This window comes from Inquilinus sp. 2KB_23 (assembly GCF_052115705.1).
GTDB lineage: Bacteria > Pseudomonadota > Alphaproteobacteria > DSM-16000 > Inquilinaceae > Inquilinus > Inquilinus ginsengisoli_A.
Genome location: NZ_JBFRHF010000013.1, coordinates 106,599 through 126,471 on the forward strand (window position 1 = coordinate 106,599; position 19,873 = coordinate 126,471).

Genomic DNA, 19,873 nt, shown 5'->3' on the forward strand with positions numbered 1-19,873 from the left:
TGAAACGTCAAACCCAAATCATCAAACGAGGAGGAACACCATGCCCCGGAAGACATTGCTCACCGCCCTGGCCGTCGCCGCCGGCCTGTTCGCCGGCACCGCCCTGGCCGCCGACCCGGTGAAGATCGTCTACATCCCCAAGAACACCGGGAACCCCTATTTCGACAGCATCATCAAGGGCTTCGAGGACGGCTGCAAAGAGCTTGGCTGCGAGTTCACCACGGTGGCGCCGGCCACGCCGGAAGCCACCTCGCAGATCCCCTTCGTCACCGCCCAGATCCAGCGCGGCGTCAACGTCATCGCGATCTCGCCGAACAGCCCGGACGCGCTGAACCAGATCTTCGACCGGGCGCGGTCGCGCGGGGTCAAGATCATCGTCGTCAACTCCGACGTGCCGGGCAACGAGGCGCATCGCGACGCCGCCATCCTGCCGGTCGACTTCAGCCAGACCGGGTCGGCCCAGGTCGAGCTGATGGGGTCGATGATCGGCTACAAGGGCGAGGTCGCGATCCTGTCGGCCACCACCGACGCGCCGGACCAGAATGTCTGGATCGCCGACATGAAGAAGACGCTGGAGACCAACGCCAAGTACAAGGACATGAAGCTGGTCACCACCGCCTATGGCGATGACGACCCGCAGAAGAGCACCACCGAGACCGAGGCGCTGCTGGCCAACTACCCGAACCTCGCCGGCATCATCTCCCCGACCACGGTCGGCGTCGCCGCCGCGGCCCAGGTGGTGGAGACGGCGGGCAAGGCCGCCAAGGTCCATGTCACCGGCCTGGGCACCCCGAACCAGATGCGCCGCTTCATTGAGAACGGCACGGTCACGGCGTTCCAGCTGTGGAGCCCTTACAATGAAGGCTGGCTGGCCTCGCATCTCGCGGTCGGCGTGATGGGCGGCAAGATCGAGCTGAAGTCCGGCGGCAGCTTCGACGTGCCGAAGCTCGGCACCATCAAGATCGGCGAGAACAACCAGATCCTGACCCAGTCGCAGCCGACCACCTTCGACAAGAGCAACATCGGCCAGTTCAACTTCTGAGGCGAGAGGGATCCCCGTTGTTTTGGATTGCCATTCCCGGGCTTGATCGATGGGTGCCTGGGGATGGCATGCATTTCGAATGCACCCCTTTCTTGTTATGCCACGGCTTGACCGTGGCATCCAGGGGCGGCCAGAGCGGCTCTTGGTGGCCCCTGGATTGCCCGGTCAAGCCGGGCAATGACAGTAAAAGTTGAGGCCTGCGCCTCAGGGGGTTCGGCAGGCTACCGCTTCCCCCTCGGTCGGCCGATCGACCCGTGCAGCACCACGCTGCTGCCCAGCAGCACCCGGCGCGGCGGGACGTCGAGGCCGTCGAGGCGCTCCAGCAGCAGCCGGGCCGCGGTGGCGCCGACCTCCGCCATGTCGCGGTCGATCACCGTGATCGGCGGGTCGACCAGCTCGGCCAGCATGCGGTCGTCGGCGCCGGCCAGCGACAGGTCGCCCGGGATGGCCAGGCCGAGCAGCCGGATGGCGCGCAGCACGCCCTGGAAGATCTCGTTGCCGCCGGCGATCAGCGCGGTCGGCGGCTTCGGGCCGGTCAGCAGGTCGTGGGCTTCGGCCGCGCCGTACTCCGCGGTCTGGGCGCGGGACCGGATCAGGCCCTCGTCGACGGTCAGCCCGGCCTCGGCCGCCGCCTTGCGGAAGGCGTCGGCCCGGGCCCGGCCCGGCCGGATCTTCTCCGACGCGGTGATCAGCGCGATCCGCCTGTGGCCCTGCGCCGCCATCTGCCGCACCAGGGTCTCGATCGGCCGGGCATGGTCGCTGTAGACCACGTCCGCCGCCACCGGCACGTCGCGGTCCAGGATCACCAGCGGCACGCCGATCCGGTTCAGCCGGTCGATCACCGGCCCGTGGGTCTCGTCCGCCAGGGTGATGATCAGCCCGTCCATCTGGCGCTGCTGCGCCGCTTCGAGGAAGGCGAGCTCGCGGACCGGCGACCGGTTGGAGGAGAAGGCGAACAGCATGTAGCCGCCGGCGGACAGCACCGCCTCGGCCCCGATGGCGACGCGGGAGAACACCTGGTTGGCCATGTCGGGAATCAGGAAGCCGATGGTCCGGGTGCGGCTGGTGCGCATGGTGCGGGCGGCGGCGTTGGGCTGGTAGCCGGTCTCCGCCATCGCCGCCAGCACCCGGGCCCGCGTCGCCTCCGCCACCTGGGCGCTGCCGCCGGCGACGCGCGACACGGTGCCGATCGACACCCCCGCCCGCGCCGCCACGTCGCGGATGGTCGATCGGCGGGCTGAGAAAACGTTCACAGAAGATGTCCTCGGGCGGTCGGCCATGGATTCTTCAATGCAGCGGCTGTGAATCATGAAACGCGCATCCGGCGGCCAGGGCAAGGACCGGCTGCGCAGGGGCGCTTGATGGTGACGTTTACACAGGCTCGCCCGACCCGCTGGATTGATGCTACGAAACCGTCCTGGCCGGCGAGGCGCTGCAGGAAGGCGACGGGACGATGATCGAGTTCGCGGTGGATACGGTCCGGGTGGTGTTCAATCCTGAGGGCGGGCATCTGCACGACGTCGTGATCCGCTGGAACGGGCGGGAGATCCGGCCGCTGCACCGCGCCCCCTGGGTCGACAGCGGCGAGGCGCTGCCGGACGACGTGCCGCTGGGCCTGCGCAACCTCGCCGGCGACTTCTTCTGCGCGCCCTTCGCCAACAGCGACATCGACGGCGCGCCCGGCCATGGCTGGACCGCCAACGGGCATTGGAACCTCGACGGCATCGACGAGGACGCGGCCGGCGTCACCGCCCGCTTCACCCTGCAGGAGACCGTGTTCGGCGCCACCGTGCGCAAGGCGGTGACGCTGCGCCGTGGCCAGCCGATCGTCTATCAGCGCCATGTCTTCGAGGGCGGCAGCGGCGCGCTGCCGATGGCGCATCACGCCATGGTCCGGGTGCCCGGCGGGGCGGCGCTCAGCTTCTCCGACAAAGCCTTCGGCATCGCGCCGCCCGGCCCGGTCGAACCCGACCCGGCGCGCGGCCGCTCGGTCCTGGCCTATCCCCAGCGCTTCGCCGGGCTGGACCAGGTGCGGCTCGCGGATGGCGGCACGGCCGACGCCGCGCGCTATCCCTTCGCCGAGAACCATGAGGACATCGTGCTGCTGGCCGAGGCGCCGGGCACGGCGCTGGGCTGGTCGGCGGCGCTGGCCGCCACGGACGGGTTCCTGTTCTTCGGGCTGAAGGATCCGCGGCAGTTGCCCTTCACCATGCTGTGGATGAGCAATGGCGGCCGCGACTACCCGCCCTTCTCCAGCCGGCACCGCCACGTGCTGGGGATCGAGGAGGGCTGCATGTACCTGCATCTCGGCCACCGCGCCTCGATGGAGCCGAACCTGCTGAATGCAGAGGGCTACCCGACCGTGATCGCGCTCGCGTCCGAAGGCCGGGTCGAGATCGCCTACGCCTTCGGCGCGATCCCGGCCGAGCCGGGCTGGGACCGGGTCGAGGCCATCACCCGCAGCGCCGCCGGGCTGGACCTCCGCATCGCCGGCGGCCCGACCCTGGCCGTGCCGTTCGAGGCGGACCGCATCGGGCTTGAATTGTAGGTTGGGTTCGCGCTGGCGAACCCAACGCTGGCTCGATCTGTCCGATGTTGGGCTCGCGATTGCGAACCCAACCTACGCCTTCCTCTTTCTCGCWGGGTGGAAAGGCTTTCGGCCCTTGCCTGCGATTCAGGCTTGAACGGCGCCGTGTCCTCGCCTTCGATGGCCGGGCCCGGCCACCGGCCGATGTCGTAGGGAAGTGTGTCCATGCCCGCGGATCTGTCCGATCGCGTCCTCCTCGAGGGTCTGTTCCAGGCCGCGCTCAGCGCCGCCTATCCCGAGACGCGGATGGCGCATCTGCTGCCCCGGCCGCCGAAGGGCCGCACCATCGTGCTCGGCGCCGGCAAGGGCGCGGCGCGGATGGCCCATGCCTTCGAGACGCTGTGGCCGCATGCCTGCGAAGGCCTGGTCGTCACCCGCTACGGCCACGGCATGCCGACGCAGCGGATCGAGGTGGTCGAGGCCGCGCATCCGGTGCCCGACGCCGCCGGCCTCGCCGCGGCGCAGCGCATCCTCGACCTCGCGGGAACAGCGGGGCCCGATGACCTGGTGGTGTGCCTGATCTCGGGCGGCGCCTCGGCGCTGCTGTCGCTGCCGGCGGCGGGGTTGACCCTGGCGGACAAGCAGGCGGTCAACAAGGCGCTGCTGCGCTCCGGCGCGCCGATCCAGGAGATGAACGCGGTGCGCAAGGCGCTGTCCGCGATCAAGGGCGGGCGCCTGGCCGCCGCGGCCGCGCCGGCGCGGCTGGTCACCTATCTGATCTCCGACGTGCCGGGCGACGATCCCGGCGTGATCGGCTCCGGCCCCACCGTGGCCGGCGGCGCCGACCCCGCCACCGCGCTGGCCATCCTGCGGCGCTACGACATCCCGGTGTCCGAGGCAGTCGAGCGGGCGATCCGCGCCAATGCCGCCCCGGCGACGCTGCCGCCCGCGGAGCTGCACATGCTGGCGACGCCGCAGATGGCGCTGGAGGCCGCGGCGGCCAAGGCGCGGGCGTTCGGCCTGACCCCGCTGATCCTGGGCGACGCGCTGGAGGGCGAGGCGCGCGAGGTCGGCCGGGTCCTGGCCGGCATCGCCGAGCAGGCGGCGCGGCACGACCAGCCGGCGGCGCGGCCCTGCGTGCTGCTGTCGGGCGGCGAGACCACGGTAACGGTGCGGGGCCAGGGCCGCGGCGGCCGCAACGCCGAGTTCCTGCTGGCCCTGGCGGTGCAACTGCAGGGCCACCCCGGCATCGCCGCCATCGCCTGCGACACCGACGGCATCGACGGGTCGGAGGACAATGCCGGGGCCTGGATCGATGCGGCGACGCTGGGCCAGGGGCGGGAGAAGGGGCTGGCGGCGGCCGACTACCTCGCCGGCAACGACGCCTACAGCTACTTCGCGGCGCTCGACCGGCTGGTGGTGACCGGCCCGACCTTGACCAACGTCAACGACTTCCGCGCCATCCTGGTGCGGTAGCGCCTGGGCGCATACACCGCGGCCATAAGGTCGACACGAAAGTGCAATGGATTGCTGCGTTTCGCGGGCCCGTGTACAAAGCACGAGGGCTTGGGGAACAGTATTTCTTTGTTCTTTTATTTCCGAATCTGGAGAAGATTCGGAAAGCCGGGCCATGTTCGCCATTGATTTCATCGGGGGGGCAGTCATGACGCGAATTTCGGTCGGCACCGGCAATATCGAGGGCAACCAGAGGGCCCAGGGCGCGTCGGTCTCGGGGGACGGCCGCTATGTGACCTTCGACAGCTATGCGAGCAACATGGTCGCCGGCGACGGCAACGGCTTGCAGGATGTCTTCCTGCGCGACACGCTGACCGGCACGACGACGCGGATCTCGGTGGACGCCGGCGGCGGCGACGCCAACAGCCAGGCGCTGTTTTCGAGGATCTCGGACGACGGGCGCTACATCATCTTCCACAGCACGGCGAGCGACATCGTCGCCGGCGACACCAACAGTGCCTCGGACGTCTTCCTGCGGGATGTCCAGACCGGCACCACACTCCTCGTCTCGGTCCCCGCCGGGGGCGGGTTGGGCGATTCGCATTCCGGCAATGCCGATCTCTCGGCCGACGCGCGCTATGTCGTGTTCAACAGCAGCGCGACCAACATGGTCGCCGACGACACCAACGCCGTGAACGACATCTTCATCCGCGACCTGCAGACGGGGACCACGACCCGTGTCTCGGTCGGCGACGATGAGGCGCAAGGCAACAACCAGTCGCTGAACGGCCGGGTCTCCGATGACGGCCAGCGCGTCGCCTTCGTCAGCAGCGCCAACAATCTCGTCGCGGGCGACACCAACTCGAAAGACGACATCTTCGTCCGCGATCTCGCGGCCGGGACCACCGAGCGTGTCTCGGTCGCCACCGACGGGACCCAGGCGAACGACTATTCGGACAATGCCGCGATCTCCGGCAACGGGCGCTATGTCGTGTTCGAGAGCGCCGCCACCAACCTGGTGACGGGCGACACCAACGCGGTCCGCGACATCTTCCTGCGCGACCTGCAGGCCGACACCACGGTCCGCGTCTCCGTCTCCGGCACCGGGGCCGAGGCCGATGCGGCGTCGAACGGCGCCGAGATCTCGAGCGACGGCCGCTACGTCGTGTTCTCGAGCCAGGCGTCCAACCTGGTGGCGGGCGACATCGCGGGAAAATACGACGTCTTCGTCAAGGACATGGTGACCGGCACGGTGACGCGTCTCTCCGTGGCGCCCGACGGCACAGAGTCCAATGGCGACTCCTTCGAAGCGAGGATCTCGTCCGACGGCAGCACCGTCGTGTTCCGTTCGAGCGCGACCAATCTCGACGTCGGCCCCGACACGAATAATGCCAATGACGAGTTCCGGGTCTCGCTCTTCGCCACGCCCAGGGCCGATCAGCTGATCGGCTCCGACGGCAACGACACGATCGACGGGCTGGCGGGCGACGACATCATCGCCGGAGGGCTGGGCAATGATACGCTGATCGGAGGGGACGGGGCGGACCGGCTGTTCGGCGGCGACGGCAATGACACGCTCAACGGGATGGCGGGCGACGACACGCTGCGCGGCGGGGCCGGGGGCGACACCCTCGACGGCGGCGACGGCTCGGACATCGCCAACTACCAGGGCTCGGCTGCGGCGGTCCAGGTCAGCCTGCTGGCCGGCGAGACCTCGGGCGGCGACGCCGCGGGCGACACGCTCATCAACATCGAGAACCTGTACGGATCGAGCTTCGACGACAGGCTGGGCGGCGACAACGGCCGCAACATCATCGGCGGTGGGGCCGGCAACGACACGCTTATCGGCTTTGACGGCGATGATGTCATGGCCGGGGAAGACGGCAACGACAATATCAACGGCGGCGATGGCAACAACCGTCTCACCGGCGGCGCCGGCGCCGACACGATCAACGGCGGCAAGGACATCGATTCAATCGATGCCGGCAGCGACAACGACATCGTCTTCGGCAACAACGGGAATGATGTGCTCTACGGCGGCGCCGGCGACGATCAGCTCGACGGCGGCGGCGAGAACGACGTGCTGGAAGGGGCGGCCGGGGCCGACGCGCTGAACGGCGATGACGGCATCGACATAGCCAGCTATGCCAGCTCCGCCGCCGGGGTGACCGTCAACCTGGCGACCGGCGTGGCCTCGGGCGGCGACGCCCAGGGCGACACCCTGCATCTCATCGAGAATCTGGTCGGATCGGCCGTGGCCGACACTCTGACCGGCGACGCCAACGCCAACGCGCTGGTCGGCGGGGCCGGGGACGACGTGCTCGCCGGCGGCGGCGGGGCCGACGCGCTCAAGGGCGGCGCCGGCATCGACACGGCGAATTACGCCGGCTCGGCCGCCGGGGTGACGGTGAACCTGGCCACCGGTGCGACCTCGGGTGGCGACGCCCAGGGCGACACCTTCAGCAGCATCGAGCAGGTGCTTGGTTCGGCGCTCGGCGACGCGCTGACCGGCGACGCCAACGCCAACACCCTGTGGGGCGGCGCCGGGGACGATGTGCTCACCGGCGGGGGCGCGGCCGATCTGCTGAAGGGCGGTGGCGGCAACGACACCTTCGCCTATGTCAGCGTGACCGACAGCACCGTGGCGGGCGCGGGGCGGGACACGATCACCGACTTCAGCACCGGCGACAGGATCGACCTGTCGGCGATCGACGCGGACGGCAAGCCGGCCAACGGCAACAGCAGCTTCACCTTCGCCGCCGGCGGCCTCACCGGCCAGGCGGGCGAGGTGGCGGTGGTGGCCCTCGCCAACGGCTACCAGGGCGTCTATCTCGACATCAACGGCGACAAGAGCCCCGACTCCATCATCGTCGTCCTGTCCGACCACGCCCTGGCCGCGGCTGATTTCGTGCTCTGATCCCGCCGCCCGCGGATCCGCCGGGGCTCCGGCCGGCCGCCGGTGCGGCGCGTTTGAGACAAACGCCGGGCGATTGCCGGGACCGGTCGGGGCGTGTAGAACGCTGTGGGTCCGGCGTGTGAACCCACGTCCATTTTTCATATAATTCTTGTTCGCATCATTTTGTTTTAATTTTGATTTTCCGGTGGCGCTTCCCCGTTGGGGCCCGTCATCGGCAACAGATTCGATGGGGAGGTCTTCCGTCATGACCGTCAATGCCAGCTCGCTCACCCGGATTTCGGTCGACAGCGGCGGTACCAGCGCCAACAACATCGCCACCGGCGGCGTCATGTCGGCCGATGGCCGCTATGTCGTGTTCCAGAGCACCGCGACCAACCTGGTCGGCGGCGACGTCAACGGCTTCTTCGACGTGTTCCTGCGCGACACGCTGACCGGCACCACCACGCTGGTCTCGACCGCGACCGGCGGGACGCAGGGCAACAACGTCTCCAGCGTGGCTGCGGTCACCGATGACGGCCGCTTCGTGTTCTTCAACAGCACCGCGACCAATCTGGTCGGCGGCGACAGCAACGCTGCCCTGGATGTCTTCATGCGGGACACCCTGACCGGCGTCACCACCCGGGTCTCGACCCTGTCCGACGGCAGCCAGGCCAACGGCGCGTCGCAGAATGTTGACGTCACCGGCGACGGCGCCTTCATCGGCTTCCAGAGCACCGCGACCAACCTGGTCGGCGGCGACAGCAACGGCTTCAGCGACGTCTTCGTCAAGAACCTGTCGTCCGGCGCCGTCACCCGCATCTCGGTGGCGGATGACGAGTCGCAGGCCAACGGCAACTCCCTGGTCGCCCGCCTGTCCGACGACGGCAACCGCGTCTCCTTCGTCAGCACCGCCAGCAACCTGGTGGCGACCGACAGCAACGGCGCCGTCACCGACGTCTTCGTCCGCGACATCGCCGCCGGCACCACCACCCTGGTCTCGGCCTCCACCGGCGGCGGGTCGGGCGATGCCGGGTCCTCCGGCGCCTCGATCTCCGGCAACGGCCGCTACGTCGTGTTCCAGAGCGACGCGACCAACCTGGTCGCCGGCGACACCAACGGCGCCACCGACATCTTCGTTCGCGACCTGCAGACCAACACCACCATCCGCGCCTCCGCCGCCGGCGACGGCGGCCAGAGCAACGACCTCTCGGGCCAGGCGGTGATCTCCGCCGACGGGCACTACGTCGTGTTCTTCAGCCTCGCCAGCAACCTGGTGCAGGACGACACCAACGGGCTCCGCGACATCTTCCTGAAGGACATGGTGACTGGGAATGTGACGCGCCTGTCCGTCGCCGCCGACGGGTCGCAGCTGAACGACCTCTCGAACACGCCCCAGATCTCGGCCGACGGGCACTACGTCACCTTCCAGACCCAGGCGACCAACACCGGAGTCGGCGCCGAGGGCAACGGCACCGGTTTCGACGTGTTCCGGGTCTCGCTGTGGGCCGATGCGGGCAACGACCGGATGCTCGGGTCGGACGGCAACGACACCATCGACGGCCTGGCCGGCAACGACATCCTCCTGGGCGGGTTCGGCGACGACTCCCTGCATGGGGGCCTGGGCGCCGACCAGCTCAGTGGCGGGGCCGGCATCGACACGGTGGACTATGTCGGGTCGTCGGCCGGGGTGACGGTCGACCTGATCCTGGGCACCGGCCTCGGCGGCGACGCCCAGGGCGACACGCTGACCGGCATCGAGAACGTCACCGGCTCCGCCCTGGCCGACAAGCTGTTCGGCGACGGCAATGCCAATGTCCTGCTCGGCGGCGAAGGGGACGACACCCTTCGCGGCGGCGCCGGGGGCGACACGCTGGACGGCGGCAGCGGCTCGGACTTCGCCAACTACCAGGGCTCGGCCTCGGCGGTGACGGTCGACCTGCTCGCCCACACCAACTCGGGCGGCGACGCCCAGGGCGATGTGCTGACCAACATCGAGAACCTCTACGGCTCCAGCTTCGACGACCATCTCAGCGGCGACAACAACCGCAACCTCATCGGCGGCGAGAACGGCGCCGACACTCTGGCCGGAAATGGCGGCGACGACGCCCTGAACGGCGAGAACGGCAACGACATCCTCGATGGCGGCGACGGCAACGACCGGCTCGTCGGCGGCGTCGGCGCCGACACCATCCATGGCGGCACCGGCAACGACTCGATCGATGCCGGCGCCGACAACGACACGGTTTTCGGCGACGACGGCAACGACGACATCTTTGGCGGCGCCGGCGACGACCAGCTGGATGGCGGCGCCGGCAACGACATCCTCGAGGGAGGGGCCGGCGCCGATGCGCTGACCGGCGGCGCCGGGATCGACACCGCCAGCTACGCCACCTCGGTCGCCGGGGTGACGGTCAGCCTGGCCAGCGGCACCGGGCTGGGCGGCGACGCCCAGGGTGACACCCTGACCGGGATCGAGAACCTGAGCGGGTCGGCCCAGAACGATGTCCTGACCGGCAACGAGAATGACAACTCGCTGTCGGGCGGCGCCGGTGACGACGTGCTGACGGGGGGTGGCGGCCGCGATCTGCTGAAGGGCGGCGCCGGCAACGACAGCTTCGCCTACACCAGCATCGGCGACAGCACGGTGGCGGCGGCGGGCAAGGATGTGATCCTCGACTTCTCGACCGGCGACCATATCGACCTGTCGGCGATCGACGCGGACGGCAACAGCGGCAACGGCGACACCGCCTTCAGCTTCATCACCACCAATTTCACCGGCCATGCGGGGGAGCTGCTGGTGGTGACGGCGGGGGCGGTCCAGGTGGTCTATGTCGACACCAATGGCGACCGCATCGCCGATCTTGGCATCAACGTCTACGCCGATCACCCGCTGACGGCGGCCGACTTCGTGCTCTGACCGGGGGGCCGGGCCTGCCTGCCGCCCCGGGCGGCCGGCGGGCCCGGTCAGCCGACGCCGGCGTGGCGGCGCGGGCTGTGCTGCTCCTCGCGGATCAGCCGCGCCAGCAGCTTGACGCCGGGATCGATGCGGTCGAGCGGGATCGCGGAATAGCCCAGGCGCAGGAAGTTCTCCGGCGGTACCGGATGGTCGAAGAAGACGCTCCCGGGATCGAACAGCAGGCCTTGCGGCGCCGCCGCGGCGGCCACCGCATCCATCGACACGCCCGCGGGCCCTTCGACCCACAGGGCGGACCCGCCGGTCGGCACCCGGAAGTCGACCTCGGGCAGATAGGTCCGCAGGCCCTCGGCGATGGCGGCGGCTCGATCGCGATAGGCCGCGATCAGTCGCTTGATCGACGCGTCGTGGTGGCCGAGCTGCAGGAACAGGGCGACGGCGCGCTGGTTGTTGGCCGGCGGGTGGCGCACCGTCAGCCGCCGCATCGCCCGCGCCTCGGCGATGAATTCCGGCGCCGCGACGATGTAGCCGAGCCGCAGCCCTGGGGCGAGGGTCTTCGACACGCTGCCGACATAGATCACCCGGTCGTCGCGGTCGAGCGCCCGCAGCGCCGGTGTCGCCTCGCCGACATAGGTCAGCTCGCTGTCGTAGTCGTCCTCGACGATCAGCAGGTCGTGCACCGCCGCCGCCTGCAGCAGCTCGTGCCGGCGCTCCAGCGGCATGGTCGCGTCGGTCGGGTTCTGGTTGCTGGGCTGGACGAAGATGACGTCGCAATCGGCGAAGATGCCGGAGGGCCGCAGCCCCTGCCGGTCCATCGGCAGGTTGGCGATGCGCGCGCCGTGCTGGCGGCAAAGGTTGCGCAGGTCGGGATAGCAGGGCTGTTCCAGCCCGGCGGTCCTGTCGCGGTTCAGCAGCAGGGCGGCGGCCAGATACATGGCGTTCTGCGCCCCGACCGTGACCAGGATCTGGTCGGGCGACACCCAGATGCCGCGGCGCGGCAGCACCCGTTTCTGCAGCTGCTCGATCAGCAGCGGGTCGTCGCTGTCGACATGGTCGCCGGCCCAGTCGCGGATGGCGACCGAGCGCAGCGCCATCTGCGCCACCTCGCGCCATTCCGCGGTCGGGAACAGGGTCGCATCGGGCTGGCCGAAGACGAAGGGATAGCGGTAGCTGTGCCAGTCGGCCGGCTTGGTGGTGACGTAGCGGTGGCGCGACGGCCGGCTCGCCAGCCGCCCGGCCCAGTCCGGCCGCCGCACCGGCGGGTCGGCCCGCACCCCGGTCGCCCGGGCGTTCTCCAGCGCGGCGGGGTCGACCATGTGCCGCGACCGGCTGCGCGCCGAGATGAAGCCTTCCTCGGTCAGCAGGTTGTAGGCCATGGTCACGGTGTTGCGGCTGATGCCCAGGATCTCGGCCAGCCGGCGCGACGACGGCAGCGGGGTCTCCGGCGGCAGTCGCCGGTCCAGCACCGCCTGGGCGATGGCGCCGCGCAGCTGAACCTGCAGCGTCAGGTCCGGCCGCTGCGTCAGCTTGACCAGCTGCCGCCACAGAATGTCGTCGGCAGCCAAGCATTTCTCCCGCGTCCGCGACCCCCGGTTGCATATGATCTTATTTCGACGCGCGACGCAATCTGGACCCATCCGTGGCGAGCATCCGGCTCCATCTGGCACCATCGATCGATTACATGCCGATCCGACCAGGATGGCGAACCTTCTCGGGTCAACCCAGAACGACGTGCTGAGGGGAGGGCTCGGCGACAGCACGGTGGCGTCGGCCGGCAAGGGTTCCCGCTGCCCCGGTCCCGGCGCCCATGGCGGGGTCCGGCCGGAGCGGGCCGAGCAGCGGCAGGTCCAGTTGCCGGATGCGGTGCGGCGGCGACGGGCGGATGCGGCCCCGGCTGGGGCACAGGTCGCGCACCGGGCAGCGCCAGCAGCGCGGCTGGCGGTCGGTGCAGCAATCCTTGCCCAGCCGCTTGACCAGCCAGTGGTGCCGCTCGATCCGGGCGGCGTCCCACGCCTCCGGCAGGATCGCCAGCAGCGGGTCGTGGGCGGCCTCGGCGGTCGCCCGGCGTGAGATCAGCCGCAGCCGCTTCACCACCCGGTGGTGGCCGGTGCTGACCGGCAGGGCGCGCATGTGCAGCCGGCTGAACAGCAGCACCGAGGCCGCGGTCTTCGGTCCGACCCCCGGCAGCCGTTGCAGCCAGGCGGAGGCGGCGGGGACCGGCAGCCCGGCCAGGAAGTCGAGCTCCAGCCGGCCGCGCTCCGCCCTCAGGGCGCGCAGCGATTCCTGCAGATGCAGCGTCTTCCGGTCCGGCCAGGTGGTGCGGCCGACCAGGCGTTCGATGACGGCGGGGTCGGCGTCGGCCAGCGCGTCCCAATGCGGGAAGCGCACGCGCAGCACGCGGATGGCGGCCAGCGCCGCCTCGTCCTCGGTCCGCGCCGACAGCAGCGCCAGCACCAGGATGTCGACCGGGTCCGGATACAGCCAGCGCGGCGGCGGCCCCAGGGCGGCGGCCAGCCGGGCGTCGAGCAGGGTCAGGAAGGCGGTGGCGGGCAGGGTGTCGGCCATGCCGGCAGATTAGAACATATCAGGAACAAACGCGACTCGAATCGGAAGCGGCACATCGGCTCACGCGCCCCTCTTCGTCATTGCGAGGAGGCGCAGCCGACGAAGCAATCCATGGCACCGTACGGGCTGCCCGATGGATTGCTTCGCTGCGCTCGCAATGACGGTAGAGGGAGAGGCTGATGCTCCGCGCTGGAGGTTCCGCTTCTCCGCGGGCCCCAGCCTCGCATCATCCCTGCGCCGCAACCGTCACCAGGCGGTGTAGCCGCCGTCAGGGCCCAGGATCGCGCCGGTGAAGAAGCCGGAGGCGTCGGCCGCCAGGAACAGGGCGGTGGCCGCGATCTCCCACGGCTCGCCGCAGCGCGCCATCGGCGTCATCTCGATCCACTGGTTGTACCACTCCGTCTTGGTGCGGCCGGCCAGGGTCATGTCGGTGGCGATGTAGCCGGGGGCGATGGCGTTCACCCGCACGCCGTGCGGTGCCCATTCGCAGGCCAGCGACTTGGTCAGCAGGTGCACCGCCGCCTTGCTGGCGTTGTAATGCGCCTGGCCCTGCGGCTTGTTGACGATGATGCCGGACATCGATCCGATGTTGATCACGCTGCCGCTCTTGGCCGCGACCATGTGCTTGCCGAAGGCGCGGGCGCACCAGAACACCGCGTTGACGTTCAGGTCCATGACCTTGCGCCATTCATCGTCGCTGGTCTCCAGCGCGTCGCTGTTGCGGGCCATGCCGGCGTTGTTGACCAGGATGTCGACCCGGCCCAGCCGGGCCCGGATGTCGTCGGCCGCCTTGGTCACCGCGTCGGGGTCGGTGACGTCGAGCCTGACGAATTCGCCGCCCACCGCCTTGGCGGTGTCGGTGCCGTTGTCGGCCAGGATCTCGGCCACCACCACCTTGGCCCCGGCCTCGGCCAGGGCCTCGCAGGTCGCCCGGCCGATGCCGCGCCCGCCGCCGGTCACCACCGCCACGCGGCCGGAAAGGTCGAATTTCTCGCGATACATGGTCGTCTCCTTGGGTCGAGGCAGGTCAGTTGGGGATCAGGTCTACCGCCCGGTCGGCGATCGCCAGCACCGGGGCGTTGGTGTTGCCGCTGGTCACCCGCGGCATGATCGAGGCGTCGATGACGCGTAAGGCGCCGATGCCGCGCACCCGCAGCATCGGGTCCAGCACCGCCATCGGGTCGCCGTCCGGCCCCATGCGGCAGGTGCCGACGGGGTGGTAGTTGGTCTTGACCGTCCGCCGGCAATGCGCCGCCAGCTCGTCGTCGCCGGTGGTGGCGTCGCCGGGGAAGATCTCGGATGTCACCATCCGCCGCACCGGGTCGGTGGCCAGCACCCGGCGGGCGTAACGCAGCCCGGCGACCGACAGGCGCAGATCCTCGTCGTCGCCGAAGAAGTTGCAGTCGATCAGCGGCGCATCGGCCGGGTCGGCGGAGCGCAGCGTCACCGACCCGCGCGCCTTCGGCCGCATCAGGCAGGCGTTCAGCGTCACCCCGTCGGTCGGCGCCACCCCGGTGACGTCGCGGTCGAGATAGACCGTCGGCACGCAGTACAGCTGCAGCTTGGGGTCGCTCTGGTCGTCGCCATCCGGATCGATGAAGGCGCAGGCTTCGACCCCGGTCGTGGTCACCGGCCCGGTCTTGAACATCAGGTACTGCAGCCCGGCCTTGAGCATCGGCAGGCCGCGGTCCTGGCCGAAATAGCCATAGGCGCCGTTGGTGGCGGCGACCACCGGCACCTCGTGATGGTCCTGCAGGTTGGCGCCGACGCCGGGCAGGTCGGCCTTGACCGCGATGCCGTGGCGTCCCAGCGAAGCGGCCGGGCCGATGCCGCTGAGCATCAAGAGCTTGGGCGAGGCGTAGGCGCCGGCGGCCAGGATGACCTCGACCCCGGCGAAGGCGCGGCGGCTCTGCCCGTCCTTGACGTAGTCGACGCCGGTGGCGCGGCCGTTCTCGACCAGGATGCGGGTGACCACCGCCTCGGTCTCGACCGTCAGCTTGGGGTCGCGCAGCACCGGGCCGAGGAAGGCGGCGACGGCGCTGCAGCGGCTGCGGGTGGCGGCGTCGATGGTGTGCTGCATGAAGCCGACGCCGGCCTGTTCGCCGCCGTTGAAGTCGGGGCGGTAGGGCACGCCCATCGCCTGCAGCGCCTGGACGAAGGCGCGGCTCATCTCGCAATGCTGGCCGAGATGCGAGACCTTCAGCGGCCCGTCCGTGCCATGCGCCGGGGCGCCGAGATGGTCGTTGCCCTCCTGCTTGACGAAGGACGGCAGCAGGTCGTCCCAGCCCCAGCCGGAATTGCCGCCGAGCTCGGCGTCCCAGCTGTCGTAGTCCGCGGGACGGCCGCGCATGTAGACCATGGCGTTGACCGCGCTGCCGCCGCCCAGCAGCTTGCCGGTCGGGATGATCGGCGCGCGGCCGCCCAGCTGCGGCTGGGGCACCGTCTCATTCAGGGTCAGGTAGGTGTCCTGGCCCAGGAACTTCATGTAGCCGGCCGGCATGTCCAAGAGGCGGCTGCCGCGCCGCCGGCCGGCCTCGAGCACCAGCACCCGGGCCCGCCGCTCGGTCACCAGCCGGCTGGCGACGACGCAGCCGGCGCTGCCGCCGCCGATGACGATGAAGTCGTAGCCTGGCTTCACTTCACCGCCCCGAAGGTCAGGCCGCGCACCAGCTGCCGCTGCGAGATCCAGCCCAGCACCAGGATCGGCGCGATGGCGAGGGTCGAGGCGGCGGAGAGCTTGGCCCAGAACAGCCCTTCCGGGCTGGAGAAGGAGGCGATGAAGGCGGTCAACGGCCCGGCATTCGCCGTGGTCAGGTTGATGCTCCAGAACGCCTCGTTCCAGGCCAGGATGATGGTCAGCAGCGAGGTCGAGACGATGCCGGGCAGGGTGGTGGGCAGGAGGATGTACAGCATCTCCTGCCACGACCCGGCGCCGTCGACCCGCGCCGCCTCCAGGATCTCGCGGGGATAGTCGCGGAAGTAGGTGTACAGCATCCACACCACGATCGGCAGGTTGACCAGGGTCATCAGCAGGACCATGCCGGTGACGGTGTCGAGCAGGCCGAGGTCGCGGAAGCCGAGATACATCGGCACCAGCACGCCGACCGCGGGCATCATCTTGGTCGACAGCATCCACAACAGGGTGCCTTCGGTCCGCTTGGTCGGGAAGAAGGCCATGGAATAGGCCGCCATGCCGCCGATGATCAGGCACAGGAAGGTCGACCCGAAGGAGATGTAGACCGAGTTCAGCGCGAACTTGAAGTAGTCGATCCGGGACTCGACGGCGGCGTAGTTCTCCAGCGTCGGGGTGAAGAAGATCGACGGCGGGGTGGCGAAGGCCTCGACCTCGGTCTTGAAGCTGGTCAGCACCATCCAGGCGATCGGGAAGAACAGGACCAGGCCGACGGTCCAGCCCAGGATGGTGACGCCGACCGCCTGGCTTCGACTTCTCTGCATGGCCATGGCTCAGGCCCCCTTGCGCAGGGTGCGGGCCAAAGCGCGCACCAGGAAGAAGGCGACGATGTTGGCCAGGATCACGGCGACCACGCCGCCGGCGGAGGCGTTGCCGACGTTGAACTGCTGCAGGCCGTTCCGGTAGACGAGGTAGGTCAGGTTGGTGCTGGCGTCGCCCGGCCCGCCATTGGTGGTGACCAGGATCTCGGCGAAGATCGACAGCAGGAAGATGGTCTGCACCATGATCACCACACCGATGGCATGCAGCATGTGCGGCAGCACGATGTAGAAGAACATCGCGATCGGCCCGGCGCCGTCGATCCGCGCCGCCTCGCGCTGCTCATGGTCCAGCGACTGCAGCGCGGTCAGCAGGATCAAGACGGCGAAGGGCAGCCACTGCCAGGCGACGATGATGATGATGGCGGCCAGCGGCGCCTGGCTCAGCCAGTCGATCGGCTCCAGCCCGACCGAACGCGCGACCCAGGTCAGCACGCCGGAGACCGGGTGCAGCATCATGTTCTTCCAGACCAGGGCGCTGACCGTGGGCATCACGAAGAACGGCGCGATGATCAGGACGCGGACGATGCCGCGGCCGGGGAAGGGCTGGTCCAGCAGGATCGCGATCAGCGTGCCGAACACCACGGTGATGGCCAGCACGGCGGCGACCAGGACCAGCGTGTTCTGGATCGCGCTCCAGAACGAGGGGTCGGTCAGCAGGTAGGTGTAGTTGTTCAGCCCTGCGAAGCCGCGCCGCGCCGGATTCATCAGGTTCCAGCGCAGGGTCGAGAAGTAGATCGTCGCGGCCAGCGGCACGAAGGTCCACAGCATCAGGATCGTGACCGAAGGGGCGAGGAGCAGCGTCGCCTTGCGCCGGCTCGAGGCGATGGCGGCCATGGCGTGCATCCTTTCCGGGCTGTGCGCGACAGGCGCGGGGGCGGAACTCTCGGCCCAATCCTCTCCCGTCATCCCCGCGAAAGCGGGGATCTCGTTGTGGCTTTACCGGAGAGATTCCCGCTTTCGCGGGAATGACGGTGGGAGGACGGGTCACGAAGCCCGGAGACCCCGAGGGGTCTCCGGGTGGAGGGAGAACCTACTTGTATCCGCCCTGGGTGATGGCGCGGTCGGCGGCGTCTTGCGCCGTCTTCAGCGCCTGGTCGACGGTGACCGAGCCGGCGAGGGCGGCGGCGATCTGCTGCCCGACCTCGGTGCCGATGGCCTGGAACTCGGGGATGCCGACGAACTGCACCCCGGTGTAGGGCACCTTCTCGACGGTCGAGTCGTTGGGGTCGGCGGTCTGGATCGCCTTCAGCACGAAGGCTGCGAAGGGGGCTGCCTTCTGGTACTCCGGGTTGGCGTAGGTCGAGCTGCGGGTGCCGGGCGGGACCACGGTCCAGCCGTCGCTCTTGGCCACCGCCTCGATGTAGGGCTTGGACGTGGCCCAGGCGATGAACTTCTTGGCGGCGTCCGGCGACTTGGTCGACTTCGGCACGGCCAGGGCCCAGGACCACAGCCAGTGGTTGCCCTTCGGCGACTTGGCGATCGGCGCCTGGGCAAAGGCGACCTTGTCGGCGACGGTCGAATCCTTCGGGTTGTAGAGATAGCCGGCGGCCGAGGTGGCATCGATCCACATCGCGCATTTGCCACTGGCGAACAAGGCGCGGTTCTCGTTGTGCCCGTTCGACGGCGCGCCCGGGGGGCCGTAGTTCTTCAGCAGGTCGACATAGAAGGTGATGGCCTCGTGCCAGGCCGGGGTGTCGATGGTCGGGTTCCACTTCTCGTCGAACCAGCGGCCGCCATAGGTGTTCACCAGCGGGCCGACGAAGGCCATGTTCTCGCCCCAGCCCGGCTTGCCGCGCAGGCACATGCCGTAGATCTCGTGCGAGGGATCGTGCAGCTTGGCCGCGAACTCCTTGATCTGGTCGTAGGTCGGCTGCTCCGGCATCTTCAGCCCGGCCTTGTCGAACAGGTCCTTCCGATAGAAGGTCATCGAGCTTTCGGCATAGAAGGGCAGGGCGTACAGCTTGCCGTCATGCGACAGCCCGTCGCGCACCGGCTTCAGCACATCGTCGAGGGCGTAGTCGGCCGGCAGATTGTCCATCGGCAGCAGCCAGTCCTGGCCGGCCCAGATCGGGACCTCGTAGGTGCCGATGGTCAGCACGTCGAACTGGCCGCCATTGGTGGCGATGTCGGTGGTGACGCGCTGGCGCAGCACGTTCTCTTCCAGCACCACCCAGTCGAGGGTGATGCCGCTCTCCTTCTCGAAGTCCTTCGAGAGGCGCTGCATGATGATCATGTCGGCGTTGTTGACCGTGGCGATGGTCAGCTTTTCCGCCGCGATCGACGCGGCCGACGACAGCAGCATCGCCAGCATTCCGGCGCCGGCCAGAATTTTGGACGTCTTCTTCCAGGGCATGAGGAGCCTCCTCGGGTTGTTTCCTCGGGCACGCCGCATCTTCGCGGTCTCGCTGTCTTCCGACGGGAAGCCACCACCGATGAGGGCGGCGGCGCCAGACGGTCGATCGGCTGAGATTTGTGATTCTGCTCAACCAATGAACATATGTTCAATCAGCGGCCAGCCGGAGTCAAGCGGAGAGGTGAGGGCGGGGCCGCCCGTGATTGCAGCGGTAACCACAAAATCCGGACGGCCCCCGGCGCCGGCCGTGCCCTCTACGGCGACACCAGCCCGGCCGACTTCGCCGGGATCCTGGCGGGCCCGGTACATTGCGACGAGCCGACCGAGGCGGCCCTCACCCCCTCGGCGATAACCAAGGAGCGTTTCGGCCGGGTGCCCAGGCACTATTTCCGCTGCCTGGAGGATCGGGCGATCTCGATCGCCGGGCAGGATTTCATGATCGCGGCGGTCGCCGCCGCGATGGGGAGCGGACCGCGACCCGCACCTTCGCCGCCAGCCACGGGCCCTATGTCTCGCAGCCGGACGGCCTCGCCGGGGCGCTGGTCGCCGCCGCCGGCTGAGCCGGCCGCGCGGGCCAGCGCCTCGGCATCGGTTCCGAGGAGCCCGCC

General features: G+C 69.4%; 13 protein-coding genes. 5 read left to right on the forward strand and 8 right to left on the reverse strand.

Features of this window, described 5'->3' with window-relative positions; translation table 11 throughout:
* Positions 1 to 40: 40 nt before the first annotated feature.
* On the forward strand, positions 41 to 1,042 hold the full coding sequence (locus tag AB4112_RS18070) for a substrate-binding domain-containing protein (RefSeq protein ID WP_309794768.1): 1,002 nt from the start codon (positions 41 to 43) through the stop codon (positions 1,040 to 1,042).
* Between the two features lie 221 nt (positions 1,043 to 1,263).
* Here the strand turns inward: AB4112_RS18070 and AB4112_RS18075 are convergent, their stop codons facing one another.
* Complete coding sequence (locus AB4112_RS18075; protein ID WP_441721649.1) at positions 1,264 to 2,295, reverse strand: LacI family DNA-binding transcriptional regulator; 1,032 nt, start codon at positions 2,293 to 2,295, stop codon at positions 1,264 to 1,266.
* 200 nt (positions 2,296 to 2,495) lie between these two features.
* Here AB4112_RS18075 and AB4112_RS18080 point away from each other — a divergent pair, with 200 nt between their 5' ends.
* The 4 genes from AB4112_RS18080 to AB4112_RS18095 all read left to right on the forward strand — a co-directional run bounded on the left by AB4112_RS18080 (position 2,496) and on the right by AB4112_RS18095 (position 10,837).
* Entirely contained in the window at positions 2,496 to 3,590 is a 1,095-nt protein-coding gene (locus AB4112_RS18080) for a hypothetical protein (RefSeq protein WP_441721652.1), read from the forward strand.
* Positions 3,591 to 3,794: 204 nt separating this feature from the next.
* On the forward strand, positions 3,795 to 5,045 hold the full coding sequence (locus AB4112_RS18085) for a glycerate kinase type-2 family protein (protein WP_441721654.1): 1,251 nt from the start codon (positions 3,795 to 3,797) through the stop codon (positions 5,043 to 5,045).
* A 187-nt stretch (positions 5,046 to 5,232) separates the two neighbouring features.
* A complete protein-coding gene (locus tag AB4112_RS18090) occupies positions 5,233 to 7,941 on the forward strand; it encodes a hypothetical protein (RefSeq protein ID WP_309794764.1) in 2,709 nt (902 codons plus the stop codon).
* A gap of 244 nt (positions 7,942 to 8,185) precedes the next feature.
* Positions 8,186 to 10,837, forward strand: coding sequence for a hypothetical protein (locus AB4112_RS18095; protein WP_441721657.1), 2,652 nt, complete (start codon positions 8,186 to 8,188; stop codon positions 10,835 to 10,837).
* Positions 10,838 to 10,884: 47 nt separating this feature from the next.
* Here the strand turns inward: AB4112_RS18095 and pdxR are convergent, their stop codons facing one another.
* The 7 genes from pdxR to AB4112_RS18130 all read right to left on the reverse strand — a co-directional run bounded on the left by pdxR (position 10,885) and on the right by AB4112_RS18130 (position 19,265).
* A complete protein-coding gene (gene pdxR / locus AB4112_RS18100) occupies positions 10,885 to 12,399 on the reverse strand; it encodes a MocR-like pyridoxine biosynthesis transcription factor PdxR (RefSeq protein ID WP_309794762.1) in 1,515 nt (504 codons plus the stop codon).
* A 151-nt stretch (positions 12,400 to 12,550) separates the two neighbouring features.
* A complete protein-coding gene (locus tag AB4112_RS18105; RefSeq protein ID WP_309794761.1) occupies positions 12,551 to 13,399 on the reverse strand; it encodes an endonuclease III domain-containing protein in 849 nt (282 codons plus the stop codon).
* Positions 13,400 to 13,645: 246 nt separating this feature from the next.
* A complete protein-coding gene (locus AB4112_RS18110) occupies positions 13,646 to 14,401 on the reverse strand; it encodes an SDR family NAD(P)-dependent oxidoreductase (RefSeq protein ID WP_309794760.1) in 756 nt (251 codons plus the stop codon).
* A 25-nt stretch (positions 14,402 to 14,426) separates the two neighbouring features.
* Complete coding sequence (locus tag AB4112_RS18115) at positions 14,427 to 16,037, reverse strand: GMC family oxidoreductase (protein ID WP_309794759.1); 1,611 nt, start codon at positions 16,035 to 16,037, stop codon at positions 14,427 to 14,429.
* Positions 16,034 to 16,855: a carbohydrate ABC transporter permease gene (locus tag AB4112_RS18120; protein ID WP_441721663.1), complete on the reverse strand. Its 822-nt coding sequence runs from the start codon at positions 16,853 to 16,855 to the stop codon at positions 16,034 to 16,036. The genes AB4112_RS18115 and AB4112_RS18120 overlap by 4 nt, the downstream gene beginning before the upstream one ends.
* Positions 16,856 to 16,864: 9 nt before the next feature.
* Positions 16,865 to 17,746 carry a carbohydrate ABC transporter permease gene (locus AB4112_RS18125; RefSeq protein WP_309794757.1) on the reverse strand — a complete coding sequence of 294 codons (882 nt, stop codon included), beginning with the start codon at positions 17,744 to 17,746 and terminating at the stop codon, positions 16,865 to 16,867.
* 196 nt (positions 17,747 to 17,942) lie between these two features.
* The gene (locus AB4112_RS18130) at positions 17,943 to 19,265 is read right to left on the reverse strand and encodes an ABC transporter substrate-binding protein (RefSeq protein ID WP_374710616.1); all 1,323 of its coding nucleotides are present in this window, start codon (positions 19,263 to 19,265) and stop codon (positions 17,943 to 17,945) included.
* Between the last annotated feature and the right edge of the window lie 608 nt (positions 19,266 to 19,873).